The sequence below is a fragment of the Stenotrophomonas sp. 96582_Sma genome, assembly GCF_056480905.1.
Window position 1 is genome coordinate 3,620,327 of the sequence record NZ_CM151122.1, and the last position, 18,741, is coordinate 3,639,067.

General features: G+C 66.3%; 14 protein-coding genes and 1 riboswitch. Of the genes, 7 read left to right on the plus strand and 7 right to left on the minus strand.

Annotated features, from left to right (window positions below):
- Positions 1 to 112 precede the first annotated feature (112 nt).
- From ACZK2R_RS16990 to ACZK2R_RS17000, 3 genes are all read left to right on the plus strand, one after another.
- The gene (locus tag ACZK2R_RS16990) at positions 113 to 1,816 is read left to right on the plus strand and encodes an ArnT family glycosyltransferase (protein WP_121504620.1); all 1,704 of its coding nucleotides are present in this window, start codon (positions 113 to 115) and stop codon (positions 1,814 to 1,816) included.
- A gap of 111 nt (positions 1,817 to 1,927) precedes the next feature.
- Positions 1,928 to 2,695: a phosphatase PAP2 family protein gene (locus ACZK2R_RS16995; protein ID WP_180838756.1), complete on the plus strand. Its 768-nt coding sequence runs from the start codon at positions 1,928 to 1,930 to the stop codon at positions 2,693 to 2,695.
- Positions 2,692 to 4,341 carry a phosphoethanolamine transferase gene (locus tag ACZK2R_RS17000; protein WP_134950779.1) on the plus strand — a complete coding sequence of 550 codons (1,650 nt, stop codon included), beginning with the start codon at positions 2,692 to 2,694 and terminating at the stop codon, positions 4,339 to 4,341. The genes ACZK2R_RS16995 and ACZK2R_RS17000 overlap by 4 nt, the downstream gene beginning before the upstream one ends.
- 267 nt (positions 4,342 to 4,608) lie before the next feature.
- Here ACZK2R_RS17000 and ACZK2R_RS17005 read toward each other — a convergent pair whose 3' ends face one another.
- Positions 4,609 to 5,523: an IS110 family RNA-guided transposase gene (locus tag ACZK2R_RS17005; protein WP_180838801.1), complete on the minus strand. Its 915-nt coding sequence runs from the start codon at positions 5,521 to 5,523 to the stop codon at positions 4,609 to 4,611.
- Between the two features lie 688 nt (positions 5,524 to 6,211).
- On the opposite strand from ACZK2R_RS17005, the gene ACZK2R_RS17010 reads away from it, so the two are divergent.
- Positions 6,212 to 8,176, plus strand: a complete 1,965-nt coding sequence (locus ACZK2R_RS17010; protein ID WP_180838653.1) for a M2 family metallopeptidase — start codon at positions 6,212 to 6,214, stop codon at positions 8,174 to 8,176.
- 295 nt (positions 8,177 to 8,471) lie between these two features.
- Here the strand turns inward: ACZK2R_RS17010 and ACZK2R_RS17015 are convergent, their stop codons facing one another.
- The 3 genes from ACZK2R_RS17015 to ACZK2R_RS17025 form a co-directional block, all read right to left on the minus strand.
- Positions 8,472 to 8,864, minus strand: a complete 393-nt coding sequence (locus tag ACZK2R_RS17015) for a hypothetical protein (protein WP_008265644.1) — start codon at positions 8,862 to 8,864, stop codon at positions 8,472 to 8,474.
- Between the two features lie 83 nt (positions 8,865 to 8,947).
- On the minus strand, positions 8,948 to 9,844 hold the full coding sequence (locus tag ACZK2R_RS17020; RefSeq protein ID WP_478487428.1) for a siderophore-interacting protein: 897 nt from the start codon (positions 9,842 to 9,844) through the stop codon (positions 8,948 to 8,950).
- Positions 9,845 to 9,986: 142 nt separating this feature from the next.
- Positions 9,987 to 11,213 (minus strand): multidrug effflux MFS transporter, encoded by a 1,227-nt coding sequence (locus ACZK2R_RS17025; RefSeq protein ID WP_126928402.1) that lies wholly within the window; start codon positions 11,211 to 11,213, stop codon positions 9,987 to 9,989.
- A gap of 299 nt (positions 11,214 to 11,512) precedes the next feature.
- Positions 11,513 to 11,615, plus strand: a riboswitch (glycine riboswitch).
- Between the two features lie 62 nt (positions 11,616 to 11,677).
- On the opposite strand from ACZK2R_RS17025, the gene gcvP reads away from it, so the two are divergent.
- On the plus strand, positions 11,678 to 14,545 hold the full coding sequence (gcvP, locus tag ACZK2R_RS17030; protein WP_180838655.1) for an aminomethyl-transferring glycine dehydrogenase: 2,868 nt from the start codon (positions 11,678 to 11,680) through the stop codon (positions 14,543 to 14,545).
- A gap of 92 nt (positions 14,546 to 14,637) precedes the next feature.
- On the opposite strand, the gene ACZK2R_RS17035 is transcribed toward gcvP, so the two are convergent.
- The 3 genes from ACZK2R_RS17035 to ACZK2R_RS17045 form a co-directional block, all read right to left on the minus strand.
- The gene (locus ACZK2R_RS17035) at positions 14,638 to 15,048 is read right to left on the minus strand and encodes a VOC family protein (RefSeq protein WP_005410627.1); all 411 of its coding nucleotides are present in this window, start codon (positions 15,046 to 15,048) and stop codon (positions 14,638 to 14,640) included.
- 103 nt (positions 15,049 to 15,151) lie between these two features.
- Positions 15,152 to 16,519 carry an amino acid permease gene (locus ACZK2R_RS17040; RefSeq protein WP_134951366.1) on the minus strand — a complete coding sequence of 456 codons (1,368 nt, stop codon included), beginning with the start codon at positions 16,517 to 16,519 and terminating at the stop codon, positions 15,152 to 15,154.
- 81 nt (positions 16,520 to 16,600) lie between these two features.
- Positions 16,601 to 17,323: an AraC family transcriptional regulator gene (locus tag ACZK2R_RS17045; RefSeq protein ID WP_032127825.1), complete on the minus strand. Its 723-nt coding sequence runs from the start codon at positions 17,321 to 17,323 to the stop codon at positions 16,601 to 16,603.
- A gap of 107 nt (positions 17,324 to 17,430) precedes the next feature.
- On the opposite strand from ACZK2R_RS17045, the gene ACZK2R_RS17050 reads away from it, so the two are divergent.
- Both ACZK2R_RS17050 and ACZK2R_RS17055 read left to right on the plus strand, forming a co-directional pair.
- The gene (locus ACZK2R_RS17050; protein WP_121504627.1) at positions 17,431 to 17,835 is read left to right on the plus strand and encodes a hypothetical protein; all 405 of its coding nucleotides are present in this window, start codon (positions 17,431 to 17,433) and stop codon (positions 17,833 to 17,835) included.
- Between the two features lie 77 nt (positions 17,836 to 17,912).
- A complete protein-coding gene (locus ACZK2R_RS17055; RefSeq protein WP_180838656.1) occupies positions 17,913 to 18,710 on the plus strand; it encodes a hypothetical protein in 798 nt (265 codons plus the stop codon).
- Positions 18,711 to 18,741: the final 31 nt, after the last annotated feature.

Below are 18,741 nucleotides of genomic sequence, written 5' to 3' on the forward strand. Positions count from 1 at the left end.
AGTTCGTACCATGGTAGCGCCGCCCATGTCGGAATGCGGTCGTCCCGCCCCCTTCTGACGCTTTTCCCACCCCCGCCACCTCAGAATGGCCGTTTTGCTCCCGGAGCCTGCCGTGCCCGTAGCCCTGCCCCGCCGTTGGCGACTGCCCCTGTTGTGGCTGCTGATCATTGCTGCATTGGCAGCGGGCATCGGCCTTCGGCAGCCGCAGCCACCGGACGAGCCGCGCTTCGTGCTGGCCGCACGGACCATGGTCGAGAGCGGGCAATGGCTGCTGCCGCATCGTGGCAGCGAGCTGTATGCCGAGAAACCACCGGTGTTCATGTGGCTGCAGGCGGCCGCCTACGAGGTGGTCGGCAGCTGGCAATGGTCGTTCCTGCTGCCGTCATTGCTGGGCGCCCTGCTGAGTCTGTGGCTGGTGTCGGATCTGGCACGGCGGCTGTGGTCGCCGCGGCATTCCATCTATGCCCTCGCGGCGCTGTTCTGCACCCTGCAGTTCGGGCTGATGGCCAAGCGTGCGCAGATCGACATGGTGCTGGTGGGGATGACCACCGTCGCCCTGTGGGGCTTGATGCGGCACCTGTGCGAACGTCGCAACCTGCCCGCGTTGTGGCTGGCCGGTTTCGCCGCCGGTGTCGGCACGGTGACCAAGGGCGTGGGTTTCCTGCCGCTGCTGCTGGTGCTGCCCTGGTTCGGCTGGTGGCTGTACCAGCGCCGTCGCGGGCACCGTGTGGAGGGTCCGCACCCGGCAACGCTGCTGTGGTTGATCCCGGCGTTCCTGCTGGGCGTGGGCGTGTGGCTGGCGCCGCTGGGCTGGGCCCTGCTGCATACGCCCAGCGCCGAACTGCAGGCCTACGCGCACGAGCTGTTGTTCAAGCAGACCGGCACCCGCTACGCCAATGCCTGGCACCACCGGCAGCCGGCCTGGTACTACCTGCAGGTGATCCTGACCCTGTGGCTGCCGGGCAGCCTGCTGCTGCCGATGCTGTTCAAGCCCTGGTGGCGCCGCATCCGTCGTGGCGATCGCCGCCAGTGGCTGCTGCTGGGCTGGGCCGTACTGGTACTGGTGTTTTTCAGTGCCAGCCCGGGCAAGCGCGAGGTGTACCTGCTGCCGATGCTGCCGGCGATGGCACTGGCCGTGGCGCCGCTGCTGCCCGGCCTGCTGCGCCGCGTGTGCGTGCGCCGCTACCTGTTCGGCTACAGCGTGGTGCTGATGCTGGCCACCGGCGTACTCGGCGTGATGCTGATGACCGAGCACCCATGGGCGTTGGCGCAACTGCAACGCCGCGCCATGCCCGAGACGTTGCTGCCGGTGCTGGGCGATGGCCTGCTGACCTTCGCCATTGCCCTGGCCACGCTGATCGTGTGGCTGCGGGTACGCCGTGCCGCGACGCTGGTACTGCTGACCCACGGCATGCTGTGGATGCTCTACGGCCTGGTGCTGATGCCTGCACTGGACCCCTTCGCTTCGGCGTCGGCACTCATGCGCCGGGTGGGCGCGCGGATCGGACCCGACGCCGAACTGGCGCTGGTGGCCTGGCGCGAGCAGAACCTGTTGCAGGCCGACCGGCCGGTGCGCGAGTTCGGCTTCAAGCGGCCCTGGGCCGAGCAGTGGCACGACGCCGGCCCGTGGCTGGCCGAGGCACCGGACAAGCGCTGGCTGCTGGTGCTGGACGATGCGATGAGCCCGTGCGTGGACCCGAGCAAGGTGATCGATATCGGTATTGCCAACAGGAATCGCTGGCAACTGCTTCCCGGTACCGCGTGGGACGCGGAATGCCACGCCGAACGGGCCGGCGCGACCGCTGAAGAAGACTGAACGCTGACCCGTGCCGGGCAAGCATTAACCCGGCACGAACGAGCGTCCGACCCTTCTCCGACATCCAGGTGACGAGCATGGCCGCGGATTCCCGACCCGCCCTTTCCCAGCATGCCCGTCCGTCCCCTTGATTCGGTAGCGCCGCTTGCGACATCGCCACTGGCGTCAAAATTCGCCGTAACTCACCTCTGGCTGCCTGTCGCAATCGGTCTGCCCGTGTTTACGCTGCTGATGGGTTTCGGCGGCGACCAATGGGTGGCCGATCACCTGTTCCGCCTTGAGGGTGGCCATTGGGCGCTGCAGGACGCCTGGGTCACCCGCACGGTGGTGCACAAGGCCGGCAAGTGGCTGAGCACGGCTGCTGCGCTCGTGGCGATCCTGCTGTGCTTCCACCACTGGCGTAAGGGTCGCGATCACACCCTGCGGTGGGCGCTGCTTTATGTCGTAATCGCCATGGCCCTGGGCACCGGTGTGATCTCCCTGCTGAAGTCGCTGGTGCCGATGGAATGCCCCTGGGACCTGCTGCGCTACGGCGGCCACCAGCCGTTCATCGGGCTTTTCACGGCACGCCCCGCAGGCATGGCCGCGCAGGCCTGCTTCCCGGCCGGCCACGCCAGCGCGGGTTATGCATGGTTGTCCCTGTACTTTTTCGCCTTGCTGTGGCGCCCTTCATGGCGCTGGGCCGGGTTGTGGATCGGCCTTGGCACCGGCCTGGTATTCGGCGTGAGCCAGCAACTGCGGGGCGCGCATTTCCTTTCGCATGACGTTGCTACTGCGTTGATCTGCTGGCTGCTTTCGCTGGGCCTGTATCTGATCGTCAAACGCGTCCTGGCCCGCCGTCAGCTGGACCGTCCCCACCGCCAGGAGGCAAACGCATGAGTGCATCGGTCCAACGCCCCGCCCGCCTTCCCGCGTTGGCGAACCTTCGCCGCTGGCGGCCGCAGCTGTCCACCGAAGCACTGATCGCACTGACCAGCCTGTTCTTCGCAGTGGCCGGCAACGGCCTGTTCTGGCACAGCGCGATGGCCAGCCATCCGGGCAGCCTGCGCTACGCGCTGTCGCTGCTGCTGTTGCTGCTCGGTGCGCACGGCGTGCTGCTGGGCATCCTGGTCTGGCGCTGGAACGCCAAGGTGGTGATCAGCCTGCTGCTGCTGGTGACCGCATTCGCTGCGCATTACATGAGCCGTTACCACATCTACCTGGATGCGGACATGCTGCGCAACGTGCTGGCGACCGATCCCAAGGAAAGCCGTGAGCTGATGACCGTGTCGCTGCTGTGGCCGGTGTTGTTGCTGGCAGTGCTGCCGATGGCGGTGCTGTGGCGCGTGCAGCTGCGCCGCCGCAGCTGGGGCCGCAGCCTGCTGTGGCGCCTCGGCTTCCTGGTGGTGGCGGCGGTGACTGCGGTCGGCGGCGCGTTGATCTCGTTCCAGGACGTCTCGGCACTGATGCGCAACCAGCGCGAAGTGCGCTACCTCGCGACACCGGCCAACGTACTGCTGGGCATGCCGCGTGCACTGCGTGGCGACAACCCGGTGCAGCGCGCACCGAAGCTGCCGATCGGCACCGATGCCAAGGCTACCCCGCGCGCGCCGGCCAGCAAGCCGCGCCTGCTGGTGATCGTCATGGGCGAGACGGTGCGCGCGCAGAACTGGGGGCTCAACGGTGGCCGTAACACCACCCCGGAACTGGCGCAGGCCAGCGTGATCAATTTCCCGGACATGCACTCGTGCGGCACCAGCACCGAGGTTTCACTGCCGTGCCTGTTCTCGCCATGGGGCCGGCACGACTACGACGAGAAGAAGATCCGCGCGCACCAGTCGCTGCTGCACGTATTGAACCGTGCCGGCATCGCGCCGCTGTGGCGTGACAACCAGTCCGGCTGCAAGGGCGTGTGCGAAGGCCTGGACTTCCAGTCATTGTCCGATGCGACCACCCCGGGCCTGTGCGCTGACGGCCGCTGCATGGACGAAATCCTGCTGCAGGACCTGGCCACCCAGGTGCGTGCAAAGCCGGGCGACCGGGTGGTGGTGCTGCATCAGCTGGGCAACCACGGCCCGGCCTACTTCGAGCGCTACCCGCCCGCGTTCCGCCGCTTCACCCCCACCTGCGATACCCGCGACATCGGCCGCTGCTCGCGCGAAGAGATCACCAACAGTTACGACAACGCCGTGCTGTACACCGATCACTTCCTGACCAAGACCATCGGTACGCTGCAGGGCATGCAGGACTACGACACGGCGATGATCTACCTGTCCGACCACGGCGAGTCGCTGGGCGAGAAGGGCCTGTTCCTGCATGGCGTGCCCTACGCCATCGCCCCGGCCGAGCAGACGCGGGTACCGATGACGATGTGGTTCTCGCAGGGCTTCGCCAGCAGCCGCGGGCTTGACCTGCAGTGCGTGCGCAAGCGTTCGGCGGCCTACACCGACCATGACAACCTGTTCCCGTCGGTGCTGGGCCTGATGCAGGTGAAGACCTCGCTGTACGAGCGCGATCGCGACGTGTTCGCCAACTGCGAGGGTTGAGGGTTGTTCGGCAGGGCTTGCAGCCCTGCACCCGCGGTAGTGCCGGCCGCTGGCCGGCAGCCTCGACAGCAACAGCAACAGCAACAGCAACAGCAACAGCAGAAGCTGGCTATCCGTGGGTTGGCGGGGTGGGTCCGGTTGCGGGGGACGCCGTAAATACATCCCTGTAGCAACTGTGTTGCTGGAGAGTCTCAGGCCCGTCAGGTAAACGGGCACGGTAGTGCCGGCCGCTGGCCGGCAGCCTTTGGTCTTTCGCCCTGGCTCGCCTCAGGCGGGGACTAGCCCGCTTTCAGCGTCGCGCACACGGGCGTTGAGGATGACCAGCATCTTCCGCATCACTGCCACGATGGCCACCTTGCCTTCCTTGCCGCGGGCTCGTAGCGACTGGTAAAAATCGCGCAGCCGAGGTTCATGCCGCATGGCCGACATTGCCGCCATGTAGAGCACTTGCCGGATTTCGGCTCTTCCACCGTGGATGCTTCGTTTTCCTCTCATCGTGCCGCTGTCGTGGGACATCGGGGCTACCCCGACCAGGCTGGCGATGCGCTTGCCAGTGATCCTGCCAAGCTCTGGCAGATAGCTGGCTAGAACTGCCTGCAGCACAGGCCCTACGCCCTTCATCGACTTCAGCATCTTCAGTTGAGGCTGCTGACCAACCTGCTCGACGATCTGCTTGCCCAGACGCTCAACCAACGTTTGTAGGCGGGTGATGTTGCCCTGCAGTAGTCGGCGCAGTTCACGATCAAGCACCATTTCCTGCTGTTGCCGCGCGATGGTCAGGGCGTCCATCGCCTGCCGACGTGCCCGAACGAACTCCCGCATCTTCTGCTGCCAAGACTGCAGCGGCTGATAGGGAGGCAGCTTCACCAGGGCGGCCATCTGCGCCAACGCGTAGGCATCCAAACGGTCGGTTTTGGCAGTCTGACCCAACCCCTGAGCCAGTTTCCGGGCGCGCAAGGCATTGGCACGGGCCACCGGATGACCGGCCTTGTGCAGGAAATCCAGCACCGGCTGCTCATAGCCACCCGTGGCTTCAAGCACGATCTGGCGGGTCGGACGCTTCTTCAGCCAAACATCCAGTTCAGAAAACCCGGAGCGGTTGTTGCTGACCTGCAGGGTTTCTCCGTCCGTCGTACCGATATCCAGCTGACGCTTGCTGACATCAATCCCGATCCCGTTCATCACCTGACTCCGTATAGTCTGGAAGGGTCGAGAGCTCCCCCGCTTGCCCAGTCTTATCGCTTCGAGTGGTCGCTCCAGCAACTGTTCGGGCGGATCAAGGGAGATTCCGGCGTGGGCGCCAAGCTACATGGCGATCGTCGCGATCCTGGTTACGGATCGTCGAGATCTAGGCTCGCACGGCGGCCCACGCCGGCTCTCGACGCCTACGCTGCCAGATTCCGATCAGATAAGGCTCGGTCGCGCCATCCATGGCGCTCACGCCCCCGCAACCGGATCCACCCCGCCTTCGACAGTTTTCCGCGATCTGATGGAACGGCCTTGGGGTCAGATCCGTTTTCCGGAGGAAACCGGATCTGACCCCAGATTCCTTTCGATATCTGACAGATGTGTCGACCAAGGTCGACACCTACCAACAGCCGCCACGATCTGTCAGAGGTGGGGCGGTGTGGGCTTGCAGGACCGTTGGCGCCATGGATGGCGCCATCGAGCCCCCATGGACGGGTTTACGGCGTGTCCTGCAAGCCCACACCGCCTCGCCACCCCACGGAATCCTCGCTTTTGAAGTTGACGTTGCCCTTGCTTGAAGGCCTCTGCGGGTGCCGGGCGCCGCCCGGCCGACTTCCGCCACTTGCGGTGGCAGCCACTGCCCACTAGCCTTCGGCCGTCGTTCACCACCCAAGGACCGCCCGTGAAACACCGTCATCTCCTGCTGGCCTCGGCAATCGCCGCCGCCACGCTGGCCCTGGCCGCCTGCAAGAAGGAAGCTGCCCCAGGCACCGATACCGCCAGCAGCAGCGCCCCGGCCGGCGAAACCGCCGACCAGTTCGTGGCCCGCATCAATGCCGAATTCAAGGCCGCCTACCCGGAGATGACCTCGGCGCAGTGGCTGTCCTCCACCTACATCAACAGTGATTCGGAACGCATCGCGGCCAAGGCCAACGAGCGCTCGCTGACCCAGCTCAACAGCTGGATCGAACAGGCCTCCACGTTCGACGGCAAGCCGATGAGCGAGGACAGCAAGCGCGCGATCCACCTGCTGAAGCTGATGTCCTCGATGCCGGCACCGCGTGACCCGGCCAAGCTGGCCGAGCTGACCCAGATCGCCACCCGCATGGAAGGCAGCTACGGTGCCGGCAAGTACTGCACCGATGCCAACGATCCCAACTCCTGCCGCCAGCTGGGCGAGCTGGAGCAGGTGCTCGCGCGCAGCCGCGACTACGACAAGCAGCTCGATGCCTGGCAGGGCTGGCACAGCACCACCAAGAGCATGCGCGGCGACTACCAGAAGTTCGTCGGCCTGGTGAACGAAGGCGCCAAGGGCATGGGCTTCACCGATGCCGGCCAGATGTGGCGCAGCGGCTATGACATGCCGCCGGAACAGATCGGCCCGGAAACCGATCGCCTGTGGGAACAGGTCAAGCCGATGTACGAGCAGCTGCACTGCTACGCACGCGGCAAGCTGGACAAGACCTACGGCAAGGACAAGGCCGAAGTAGGCAACGGCCTGATCGCCGCGCACCTGCTGGGCAACATGTGGCAGCAGGACTGGTCGAACCTGTGGGACCAGCTGGAACCGTACCCGGGTGCCGGCAGCCTGGACATCACCGCTGCGCTTGAAAAGCAGTACCAGACCAATCTGAGCGCGGCGCTGGCCAAGGCCGGCAAGGATGCCAACGTAGCGGCGCAGTACAAGGCACAGCGCGAGGCCGAACTGCGTACCGCCAGGCAGATGACCGAGCGCGCACAGGACTTCTACGTGTCGCTGGGCATGCCGTCGCTGCCGCAGTCGTATTGGGAAAAGACCCAGTTCATCAAGCCCGACGATCGCGACGTGGTCTGCCACGCCAGCGCCTGGGACATGAACATGGAAGGCGACGTGCGCACCAAGATGTGCATCAAGCCGAACGAAGAGAACTTCACCACCATCTACCACGAGCTGGGCCACATCTATTACGACCTGGCCTACAACCCGTTGCCGCCGCTGTTCCAGGGCGGTGCCAACGATGGTTTCCATGAAGCGATCGGCGACACCATCGTGCTGGCGATGACGCCCAAGTACCTCAGCTCGATCGGCCTGGTTGATGCGCCGACCGAGAGCCGCGAAGCGGTCATCAACAACCAGATGCGCATGGCGCTGTCGGGCGTGTCGTTCCTGCCGTTCGGGCTGATGATCGACCGCTGGCGCTGGGGCGTGTTCGATGGCTCGATCACCGCCGACAACTACAACAAGGCGTGGTGGGACCTGAAGGCCAAGTACCAGGGCGTGGCGCCGGCCAGCACCCGTGGCGAAGAGTTCTTCGATCCGGGCGCGAAGTACCACGTGCCGGGCAACACCCCGTACACCCGCTACTTCCTGGCGCGCATCCTGCAGTTCCAGTTCTACAAGGGCCTGTGCGACGCGTCCGGCTACAAGGGCCCGCTGCATGAGTGCACCTTCTACGGCAACAAGGAAGCCGGCCAGAAGTACTGGGCGATGCTGAGCAAGGGTGCCAGCCAGCCGTGGCAGGCCACACTGAAGGAACTGACCGGCACCGACAAGCTCGATGCCGGCCCGATGATCGAGTACTTCAGCCCGGTCAACGAATGGCTGAAGCAGCAGAACGAAGGCCAGATGTGCGGCTGGCAGGCCAACGCGGCCCCGGCGGCGAATTGAGAAAAGGGGCGGGTCCGCAAGGATCCGCCCCTTTCCGGTAGTGCCGGCCGCTGACCGGCGACTACGCGATGAAGACCCAACGGGCAGCCGGCCAGCGGCCGGCTCTACCGAAACAGCAATCAAACGAAGGCCAGATGTGCGGCTGGCAGGCCAACGCGGCCCCGGCGGCGAAATGAGAAAAGGGGCGGGTCCGCGAGGATCCGCCCCTTTCCGGTAGTGCCGGCCGCTGGCCGGCAACTGCACGGTGGACATCTGTCTGGCAGCCGGCCAGCGGCCGGCTCTACCGAAATGCCTGTCAGCTGTTCTTCTTCGCCGCCATCGCTGCAGCCAGCTCGGCCTTGAATTCCTCGAAGGTCTGGCCCTTCTCCTTCGCTTCGGCCTGTGCGGCATCGCGCAGCGCATCGGAGTACATCAGGCGCACCGGCGTGCCGTTGCGCTCGTGCAGTTCACCGGCCTGCATGATCAGCGCCAGCACCTGCGCAGCGCTCTCGCTGTGGCCAGCGATGCGGCCGTCCATGCCCAGCACCCATTCGCCGTCACGGCGCACGACACCGGCCAGCAGGGTGCGCTGCGCATCGCGCAGCTCGGCATGCGGTTCCACCGGCGATGCCTGCGCGGCGGCCTTGTTGGCGGCCTGCTTTTCCTGGCGACGGCGCTGGTCGCGGCGGGTCTTGGAGCTGGTGGACATGGTGCGGTACCGCTGCGAAGGGGGGCGCAAGGATAGCGCACCCCGCCCGCAGCGCTGCTTCACGCGTGCTCGATCCAGCATGGTCAGTCCAGCACCTTGCCGTGCCGCCAGTAGCCCATGAAGGTGATCGCGCGGCGGTCCAGCCCGCAATCGCGCACCAGGTGGCGGCGGATCGCCATCGCCGCCCCCGCCTCGCCCGCCACCCAGGCGTACAGCGGCCCGGCCACGCAGGTGTCGGCCTGCTCCCAGAGGATCTGCGTATCGACGTCGATCTCCTCCAGCGCATCGCCAGCAGGCACGCTCGAGGTCGCTGACAGCCGTTCCTGGACCGCCTGCAGCAGCGGCTGGCCATAGGCGGCCTGCCCACGCGGCAACCACACCAGCTCGGCCGTGGCCGGCGCCTTCAGGGGAACCGCATCACCGGCCTGCGCCACTTCCAGCAGGGCCAGCGCGCGCGGCGGATCCACCATGGCAGCCAGTTCCTCGAGGATGCCGGCTACCGCAGGCAACGCGGTTTCATCGGCCACCAGCAGCACCTGGCCGACACCGACCGGTGGCTTCCACTCCCAGCCTTCGCTGCTCTCGGCGCAGTCGGCGTCCGGGGCCAGCAGCACCACGCGATCGCCCGGCCGTGCATGCATGGCCCAGCGCGAAGCGGGTCCGGTCACCCCGTGGATGACGAAATCGACGTCGACCTCGCCCTGCTCCGCACGCAACTGGCGGATGGTGTAGGTGCGCATCGGCGGGCGCTGATCGTCCGGCAGGGCCCGATAGCGTGGGTACCAGTCGTCACCGCTGGGGACCTGCGGCACCTCCTGGCCGGGCAAGGGGAAGAACACCTTGATGCGCTGATCCGGGCCTTCGGTTTTCATCCGCGTCACGTCGGCACCGGTGAACACCATGCGGTCCAGGGAAGGGGAAAGAACGCGGCGCTCCTTCAGCGCCACCTCGAACAGGCGGTAGGTCTGCTGCGCAGCCATGGGGGAACCTCATGCAACGACATCGGATTGGCTGGCTGTCGTGCATCCACGCACCGGCTGGCTGGAATGCCCAGCCTAGTCCGGTTGTCCGCGGCTGCAAGGATGTGCCGGCATCCCCGTCCGCCCTACCCCTGCGCGCTGCTCAATGGCCCGTGCAGGCTGCCTGCGCCGCGCGCTCGCGCTGGTGTTCCCAGTACCAGAACACGAAGCCGGCGCCGAAGAACGCGGCCTGGCCCAGGGCCAGGTGCAGCGGGCTGGCGCTGAGCAGCGGCGACACCACGCCGGCCACCACGGTACTGATCATCAGCTGCACGAACGCCTGCAGCGACGAGGCCAGGCCGCGCTGGTGCGGGTACATGTCCAGCACCGCCAGCGCCAGGATCGGGAAGATCAGCGCCATGCCCATGCCGCCCAGGAAGATCGGCAGCACTGCCCACGGCAGCACGAACTGCGGCGACAGCGCCACGTAGCCGACGTTCAGCAGCACCGACAACGCGCACAGGCCGAACCCAATGGACACCTGGCGGGTGGGCGTAGTGTGCCCAGCCATGCGCCCGGACAGGAACGAGCCGGTGGTCATGCCACCGATGGTGGGAATGAACAGCCACGCAAAGCCGCCCTCGCCCAGGTGCAGGTGCTGCATCACGAACACCGGCGCCGAGGAGATGTACAGGAAGATGCCACCGAAACCGATGCTGCCGGCCAGCGCCAGGCGCAGGAAGCGCGGATTGAAGCCGATGCGTACGTAGTCACGCATCAACGTGCGCGGCGACAACGGCACGCGTGCTTCGACCGGATGGGTCTCCGGCAGGTAGCGCGCAGTGGCCGCCAGCAGGACCAGCCCGAACACCACCAGGAACCAGAAGATCAGCGGCCAGCCGGCGCCACTGAGCAGGATCCAGCCACCGATGATCGGCGCGATGGCCGGGGCGATACCGAACAGCATCGACACCTGGCTCATCAGCCGCTGCGCGTCGTGGCCGTGGTACAGGTCGCGGATCACCGCGCGGCCGACGATCATGCCGACACCCGCCGACAGGCCCTGCAGCGCACGGAACGCCAGCAGCGTGGTCAGGTCGGTGGACAGCGCGCAGCCAACCGAAGCGCCGACGAACACCACCAGGCCACCGAGGATCACCCACTTGCGGCCCCAGGCATCGGACAGCGGGCCGTGCGCCAGGCTCATCAGGCCGTAGAACAGCAGGTACACGCTGATGGTCTGCTGCACCGCCACTTCGTCCACCGCCAAGCGCTGGGCCAGCTGCGGGAACGCCGGGAAGATGGTGTCGATCGAGAACGGACCGAACATGGCCAGACCGGCGAGCAGCAGGGCCATGCGGCGGGTGGAGGGAGCAACAGCGGCGGTCATGGGGAAGGCGTCCGGCAGGGCCATGCGCGGCACGCACGGCGGGCGCCGGTCCCCTTCTGCAGGGACGGCGCCAGATGAATTCGGGTATCCGCTCATCATAGGTGGGGATTGCGCCCGATGCCATGCAGCGGTGCACAAAACGCACGACATGGCCATCGGCCATTCAGGCGCGGCGGCCATGTCTGGAGGCGGCCGGCGGGCCCGCAACGGGCTATAATCAGCGGGCAACACGGTGGGAGAAGCGGAACACCGCTGCCGAAGGCGCAACGCCCGTAATCGCTCAGGCCCGATACCACCCGTAACAGAACTCTGGAGAGACCGGTTCGATCCGGCGCCGAAGGGGCACGAAGCTGCGGTCCGCCGCGCTTTTAAACTCTCAGGCAAAAGGACAGAGGGGCGCCCCGCAGACCGCCGACCGGCGGCTTGTGCCCGTGCGTGTGCCCTTTCCTGACGGATCCTTCGCCATGTCCCAGAACACCCCTTCCCTGCGTGAGCTCGAGCACCACAATGCGTTCGTCGAGCGCCACATCGGCCCCAACGACGCCGAGATCGCGCAGATGCTCGATGTCGTCGGCCACGCGTCGCTGGATGGCATGACCGATGCCATCGTACCGGCCAAGATCAAGTCGCCGGCGCCGCTGGCGCTGCCGGAGTCGATGACCGAAGTGCAGGCACTGGCGAAGATCCGTGCGATCGCCGACAAGAACACCGTGCTGCGCAGCTTCATCGGCCAGGGCTACTACGGTACCCACACGCCGAACGTGATCCTGCGCAACATCCTGGAAAACCCGGCCTGGTACACCGCCTACACCCCGTACCAAGCGGAAATCTCGCAGGGCCGCATGGAAGCGCTGATCAACTTCCAGACCCTGTGCGCCGACCTCACCGGCATGGAAATCGCCAACGCCTCGCTGCTGGACGAAGCCACTGCCGCCGCCGAAGCGATGACCCTGGCCAAGCGTTCGGCCAAGTCGAAGTCGGACACCTTCTTCGTGCACGACGCCGTGCACCCGCAGACGCTGGAACTGCTGCGCACCCGCGCCGAGCCCATGGGCATCGTGCTGCGCGTGGGCACCCCGGCCGAAGCGCTGGAAGCGGAAGCCTTCGGCCTGCTGCTGCAGTATCCGGATACCTTCGGCCAGGTCGGCGACTACAAGGCGCTGGTCGATGCCGTGCACGCACGCGGCGGCCTGGTGGCCGTGGCCACCGACCTGCTGGCCCTGACCCTGCTGGCCGCCCCGGGCGAATGGGGCGCGGACATCGTGGTCGGCAACAGCCAGCGTTTCGGCGTGCCGTTCGGCTTCGGTGGCCCGCACGCCGCCTTCATGGCGTGCCGTGACGCCTACAAGCGCTCGATGCCGGGCCGCCTGATCGGCGTCTCGATCGACGCGCAGGGCAACCCGGCCTACCGCCTGACCCTGCAGACCCGCGAGCAGCACATCCGCCGCGAGAAGGCCACCTCCAACATCTGTACTGCACAGGTGCTGCTGGCGGTGATGGCGTCGATGTACGCCGTCTACCACGGCCCGGAAGGCCTGACCCGCATTGCCCGCCGCACCCATCGCCTGGCCTCGATCCTGGCCGCAGCGCTGCGCAATGCAGGCGTGCAGGTCGGTGGCGACTTCTTCGACACCCTGCATGTCACCGGCGTGCACGCCGATGAGATCCACGCCAAGGCCCGCGCCGCCGGCTACAACCTGCGCGCGATCGACAGCGACTCGGTCGGCATCAGCCTGGACGAAACCACTACCCGCGCCGACATCGTCGCCGTGGCTGCCGTGTTCGGTGCCTCGCTGGACGTCGACGCACTGGATGCCAGCACTGCCGATGCGCTGCCGGCCGGCCTGCTGCGCCAGTCCGCGTTCCTGACCCACCCGGTGTTCAACACCCACCATAGCGAGCACGAGCTGCTGCGCTACCTGCGTTCGCTGGCCGACAAGGACCTGGCAATGGACCGCACGATGATCCCGCTGGGCTCGTGCACCATGAAGCTCAACGCCACCGCCGAGATGATTCCGGTGACCTGGCCGGAGTTCTCGCAGATCCACCCGCTGGTGCCGGCCGACCAGGCGCTGGGCTACAAGGAACTGATCGACACGCTGGAAGCGATGCTGGTGGAATGCACCGGTTACGACGCGGTCAGCCTGCAGCCGAACTCCGGCGCGCAGGGCGAGTACGCCGGCCTGCTGGCGATCCGCGCCTACCACCGCTCGCGCGGTGAGGAACATCGCGATATCTGCCTGATTCCGGACTCGGCGCACGGCACCAACCCGGCCTCGGCACAGATGTGCGGCATGAAGGTGGTGGTGACCAAAACCGATGCCAACGGCAACGTCGACGTCGAGGACATCCGCCTCAACGCCGAGAAGTACAGCGACCGCCTGGCCGCGATCATGATGACCTACCCGTCCACGCACGGCGTGTTCGAGGAAGAGGTGGTGGAGATCTGCGAGATCATCCACAAGCACGGCGGCCAGGTGTACACCGACGGTGCCAACATGAACGCCCTGGTCGGCGTGGCCAAGCCGGGCAAGTGGGGTTCGGATGTTTCGCACCTGAACCTGCACAAGACCTTCTGCATCCCGCATGGCGGTGGTGGCCCGGGCGTCGGCCCGTGCGCGGTCAAGGAGCACCTGGCGCCGTTCCTGCCAGGCAAGCTGGGTGACAACGGCCCGGTCGGCATGGTCAGCGCGGCCAGCTTCGGCAGCGCCTCGATCCTGCCGATCAGCTGGATGTACATCGCGATGATGGGCCGCGACGGCCTGCGCAAGGCCACCCAGGTCGCGCAGCTCAACGCCAACTACATCGCCAAGCGCCTGGCCCCGCACTTCAAGACCCTGTACACCGGCCGCAACGGCCTGGTGGCACACGAGTGCATCCTGGACGTGCGCCCGCTGGAGAAGACCAGCGGCATCGGCGCCGAGGACGTGGCCAAGCGCCTGATCGACTTCGGCTTCCACGCCCCGACCCTGAGCTTCCCGGTGGCCGGCACGCTGATGGTCGAGCCGACCGAGAGCGAGTCGCTGCACGAGCTGGATCGCTTCATCGACGCGATGATCCAGATCCGCGAGGAAATCACCGCGATCGAAGACGGCCGCCTGGACCGCGAGGACAACCCGCTGAAGAACGCGCCGCATACCGCGACCGCGGTGACCGCCAGCGAGTGGACCCACGCCTACCCGCGTGAACTGGCTGCGTTCCCGCTGCCGAGCCTGAAGCTGCAGAAGTACTGGCCGCCGGTGGCACGCGTGGACAACGTGTACGGCGACAAGAACGTGATGTGCGCCTGCATCCCGGTCGATGCCTACAAGGATGATGAAGTCGAGGCGTGATTCCTCGCTGCATCGGTAAAGAAAACGGCCCGCGCAAGCGGGCCGTTTTCATAAGCGCGTGTGGACCAAGGTCCACACCCACAAACATCCGATCACGGATCCGGCATCTGCCCCAGGCTCAACTGCCACGATACGCCGAAGCGGTCCTGCACCCAGCCGTAGCGGTTGCTGAAGTCATAGTCGCCCACCGGCATCAACCAATGGCCGCCCTCGCCCAGCACGCGTGCGGCACGTTCGAACTGCTCGGCGCCGGAACACTCGACGAACAGCGAGATCGACGGTGAGAAGGTGAAATCGTGCACGTCCAGGCTGTCGAAGCACAGGTAGTGGGTTCCACCGAGCAGGAAGATGGCCTGGCGGACCTGCCCGGGCACGCCGGCACCGGCGCCGTCCGGATGGCGCTGCATTGCCAGCAGGCGGAAATCGGCGAAGGCCTCGGCATACAGAGCCAGGGCCGCTTCGGCCTGGCCGGTGAACATCAGGAAGGGGCGGCTGCGCAGCATGCGGTACTCCTGGTCGACGGGCCGCGGGCGGCCCACACGATCAGGATGGCACGGCGCATGTGCAGCCCCCGTGGTAGTGCCGGCCGCTGGCCGGCAGCTTCAGTCACGCCTCGCGCATGCGCCGGGCGATGGCGCTGCTGGCGGCGATGGTGGCAGTCAGTGCCACCATCGACAGGAACTGCAGGCGGGTGTGCGACTCGCTCAGCAGCAGGCCGAAGATCAGTGCCAGGATCGCCAGCGCACAGACGGTCAGCCACGGGAATCCGGCCATGCGGAACGGCAGGCGGGTGCCGAGGCGGTCGGCCCGGCGGCGCAGCACCAGCTGCGAAACCAACGACAGCGTCCAGACCAGCAGGCAGGTGGAACCGACGATGTTCAGCAGCACCGGCAGTACCCGGTCCGGGAACAGCAGTTCCATCACCGTGGCGGCAAAGCCGAACAGCACGCTGGCCAGCACGGCGATCACCGGTACCTGGCGCGGGTCGGTCCAGCCCAACACGGCCGGGGCTTCGCGGCGCTGCGCCAGCGAGTACATCATGCGCGAGGCGCCATAGAGGTTGGCATTGAGCGCCGACAGCAGCGCGATCACGGCGATGAGGGTGATGGCCGTACCCGCGCCCGGGATGCGGGCAATATCCAGCACCGCAGCGAACGGCGACTTCAGCGCCTCGCTGGTCCATGGCACCACGGCGATGATCACGCTCAGCGAGCCGATGTAGAACACCAGGATGCGCCAGGCCACGGTGCGGATGGCACGGGCAATGCTGCGCTCGGGATCTTCGGTTTCGGCCGCAGCGACGGCTACGATCTCGGTCCCGCCAAAGGCAAAAACGACAACCAGCAGTGCCGCGCCAATACCGGCCAGCCCCTTCGGCGCGAAGCCGCCATGCTCGGTGAAGTTGCTCAGGCCCGGCGAGGTCACCTGCGGCAGCCAGCCCATCAGCAGCGCCACGCCGATGGCGATGAAGGCCAGGATCGCCACCACCTTGAGGATGGCGAACCAGAATTCGAACTCGCCGAAGTTCTTCACTCCCAGCAGGTTGATCGCGGTGAAGAACAGCATGAAGGCCAGCGCCGCCATCGGTACCGGTATCGCCGGCCAGACCGTGGCAAGAAGCCCGGCCGCGCCTACCGCCTCGGCGGCGATCACGATCACCAGCTGCACCCACCACAGCCAGCCCACGGTGGCGCCGGCGGTGGCTCCCATGGCATCAGCGGCATAGACCGAGAACGCGCCACTGGTCGGCTTGGCCGCCGCCATCTCGCCCAGTGCGTTCATCACGATGATCACCAGCGCACCAGCGACCAGATACGACACCAGAACCGCCGGGCCGGCCGCCTGTACACCCACGCCCGAGCCGAGGAACAGGCCGGCGCCGATGGCGCTGCCCAGGCCCATCATGATCAGCTGGCGGGGCTTGAGCGAGTGCCCGAGGCGGGACGGCGAAGCGGTCGGAATCGAGTTGGGCATCGGCAGGGCTGGCGGCGGCTACAGGGGCGACACCTTACCCTGTCCCGTGCCCACGGGGATAGGCACAGCGCAGCAGGCGGCTCAGGCCAGCGCCGGCTCGCCGACGTTGCCACCAATACGGGCGCGGTAGGCGCGCGGCGAGAAACCGGTTTCAGCCTTGAACTTGCGGGTAAAGGCGCTCTGGTCGCTGAAACCGCAGGCCTGGCCGATGCAGGCGATGCTGTCGTCACCGTGCAGCAGGTGCATGGCCATCTGGATCCGCAGCCGGGTCAGCACCTGCTGCGGGGTCATCTGGAACACCTTGCGGAAGCTGCGCTCCAGCTTGGACAGCGAGAAGCCGGTGATGTCCAGCAGGGTCTGCATGCGCACGTTTTCGGCGTAGTGCGCATTGAGGTGGGCCAGGGCCAGCCGCAGCTGCTCGTACTGGGTGCCCAGGCTGTCCTTCTGGCCAAGGTCGCGGGATATGCCGATCAGGCCCTCGATGGCCCCATCGACCACCAGCGGGCGCTTGCAGGTCAGGCACCAGCCCGGTTCGCGGTTGGCGAACAGGTGCAGCTCCATCAGGTTCTCGATCACCTCACCGGACAGCACGCGGGCGTCCTGGTCGACGTAGTCCGCACTGAGGCCGGTCGGGTAGATTTCAGCAGCGGTACGCCCGATCACGTCCTTGCGCGCGCGCAGGCCCAGCCGCCGCAGCATGGTCTGGTTGACGTGGGTGTAACGCCCCTGAAGGTCCTTGATGAAGAACAGCACATCCGGGATGGCGTCGAACAGGGCTTCGATGTCGGCGGGCTCGACTCGCATGCCACAAGCATAGCCGAGGCCCCTTGCCGGTGCGATCACCCTTGCGGGACTTGCGCTTAACGCCGCCAGGCCCACCGTGGGGGCCAGCCCCCACCGGAGAACCGGCCATGCCCCGCGGTGACAAGTCCGCCTATACCGAAAAGCAGAAGCGCCAGGCCGAGCACATCGAAGAGAGCGAGCGCGAGCGCGGTGCCAGCGAAAGCACCGCAGAGCGCATCGCCTGGGCCACTGTGAACAAGCAGGACGGCGGCGGCAAGCGCAGTGGCAGTGGACGCAAGGTGGCAAAGAAGGTCACCACCAGGAAGGTGGCTGCCAAGAAGACTGCTACGAAGAAGGCGCCGGCCCGCAAGACGGCCACGAAGAAGGCAACAAAGAAGACGGTGGCGAAGAAGGCCACCACCCCTGCATCGCGTAGTGCTGCCGCGAAGAAAGCGGCGAAGACCCGTGCGGCGAGGAAGACCGCGCGAAAGGTGGCGGCGAAGAAAGCGGCACGTACCCGCGCCAGCAGCTGAGCCCGTCAATCGGGATTGACGCCCGCAGATCAGCCATACTTCTCCAAGCCGCTGGACGCGGCAAAGGGGAATCATCCATGAATGTCCAATGCTCCGCAGCTTTGGCAGCCCTGCTATCGATGGCACCCGCTGCGCATGCGATCACCGCCTCTGACCCACCCCACGAATCCCGTCAGGCTGCGACCGCGACTGCGGACGCCGATATTGCGCGGATCGAATCTCTCGGCCGGTCATTGTTCGAACATGATCTTGCCGCCGAACGCGCAACCGACGCACTCGTAGCGAAGGGAATGCGCAAGGATGACCGCGTTGCTGGATGGGTCACCGAACAACGCGACAACCGCTATGTCGTCAGTATCCTCGGAGGTGACAGTAGCGTGCTGTATCGGGTAGTCACCGACGACAAGGGAACGCTTGCCGGTCCTGTACAGACCCTGTCGCCACCCGAGCCACTATCGCCTTATGAGGCCGGCGCGGCAGCTGCGCGTGCACTGGCATTGAGCAGCAAGTTTCAAGCGTGCTCGAAGAACTACAACACGGTCGTGCTACCGAACGTGGACGGCACGGCAAATGCCTGGAGTGTCTACCTGCTTCCCGGCACATTCGATCCTGCAGCGGTGCCTCTGGGGGGAAGCCATCGCGTGGAAATCGCGGATGAAAAGATCACTTCCAGCCGGCCTTACACCCTCTCCTGCATCACGCTGCAGCGTCCACCGCGGAAGGGTGCCATGATGGTGACCCATCTACTCGATCCAACGCCGACCGAGATCCACGTTTACTGGAGTCTCTGGGCACGCGCGCCACTGTTCGTGAGTACGGCCAAGGACGTGATCTGGAAGATTGAGAACGGACATATCAGCAAAGTCGTGGACTGACATCCGGTCACACCATGGACGCCCATGGTGT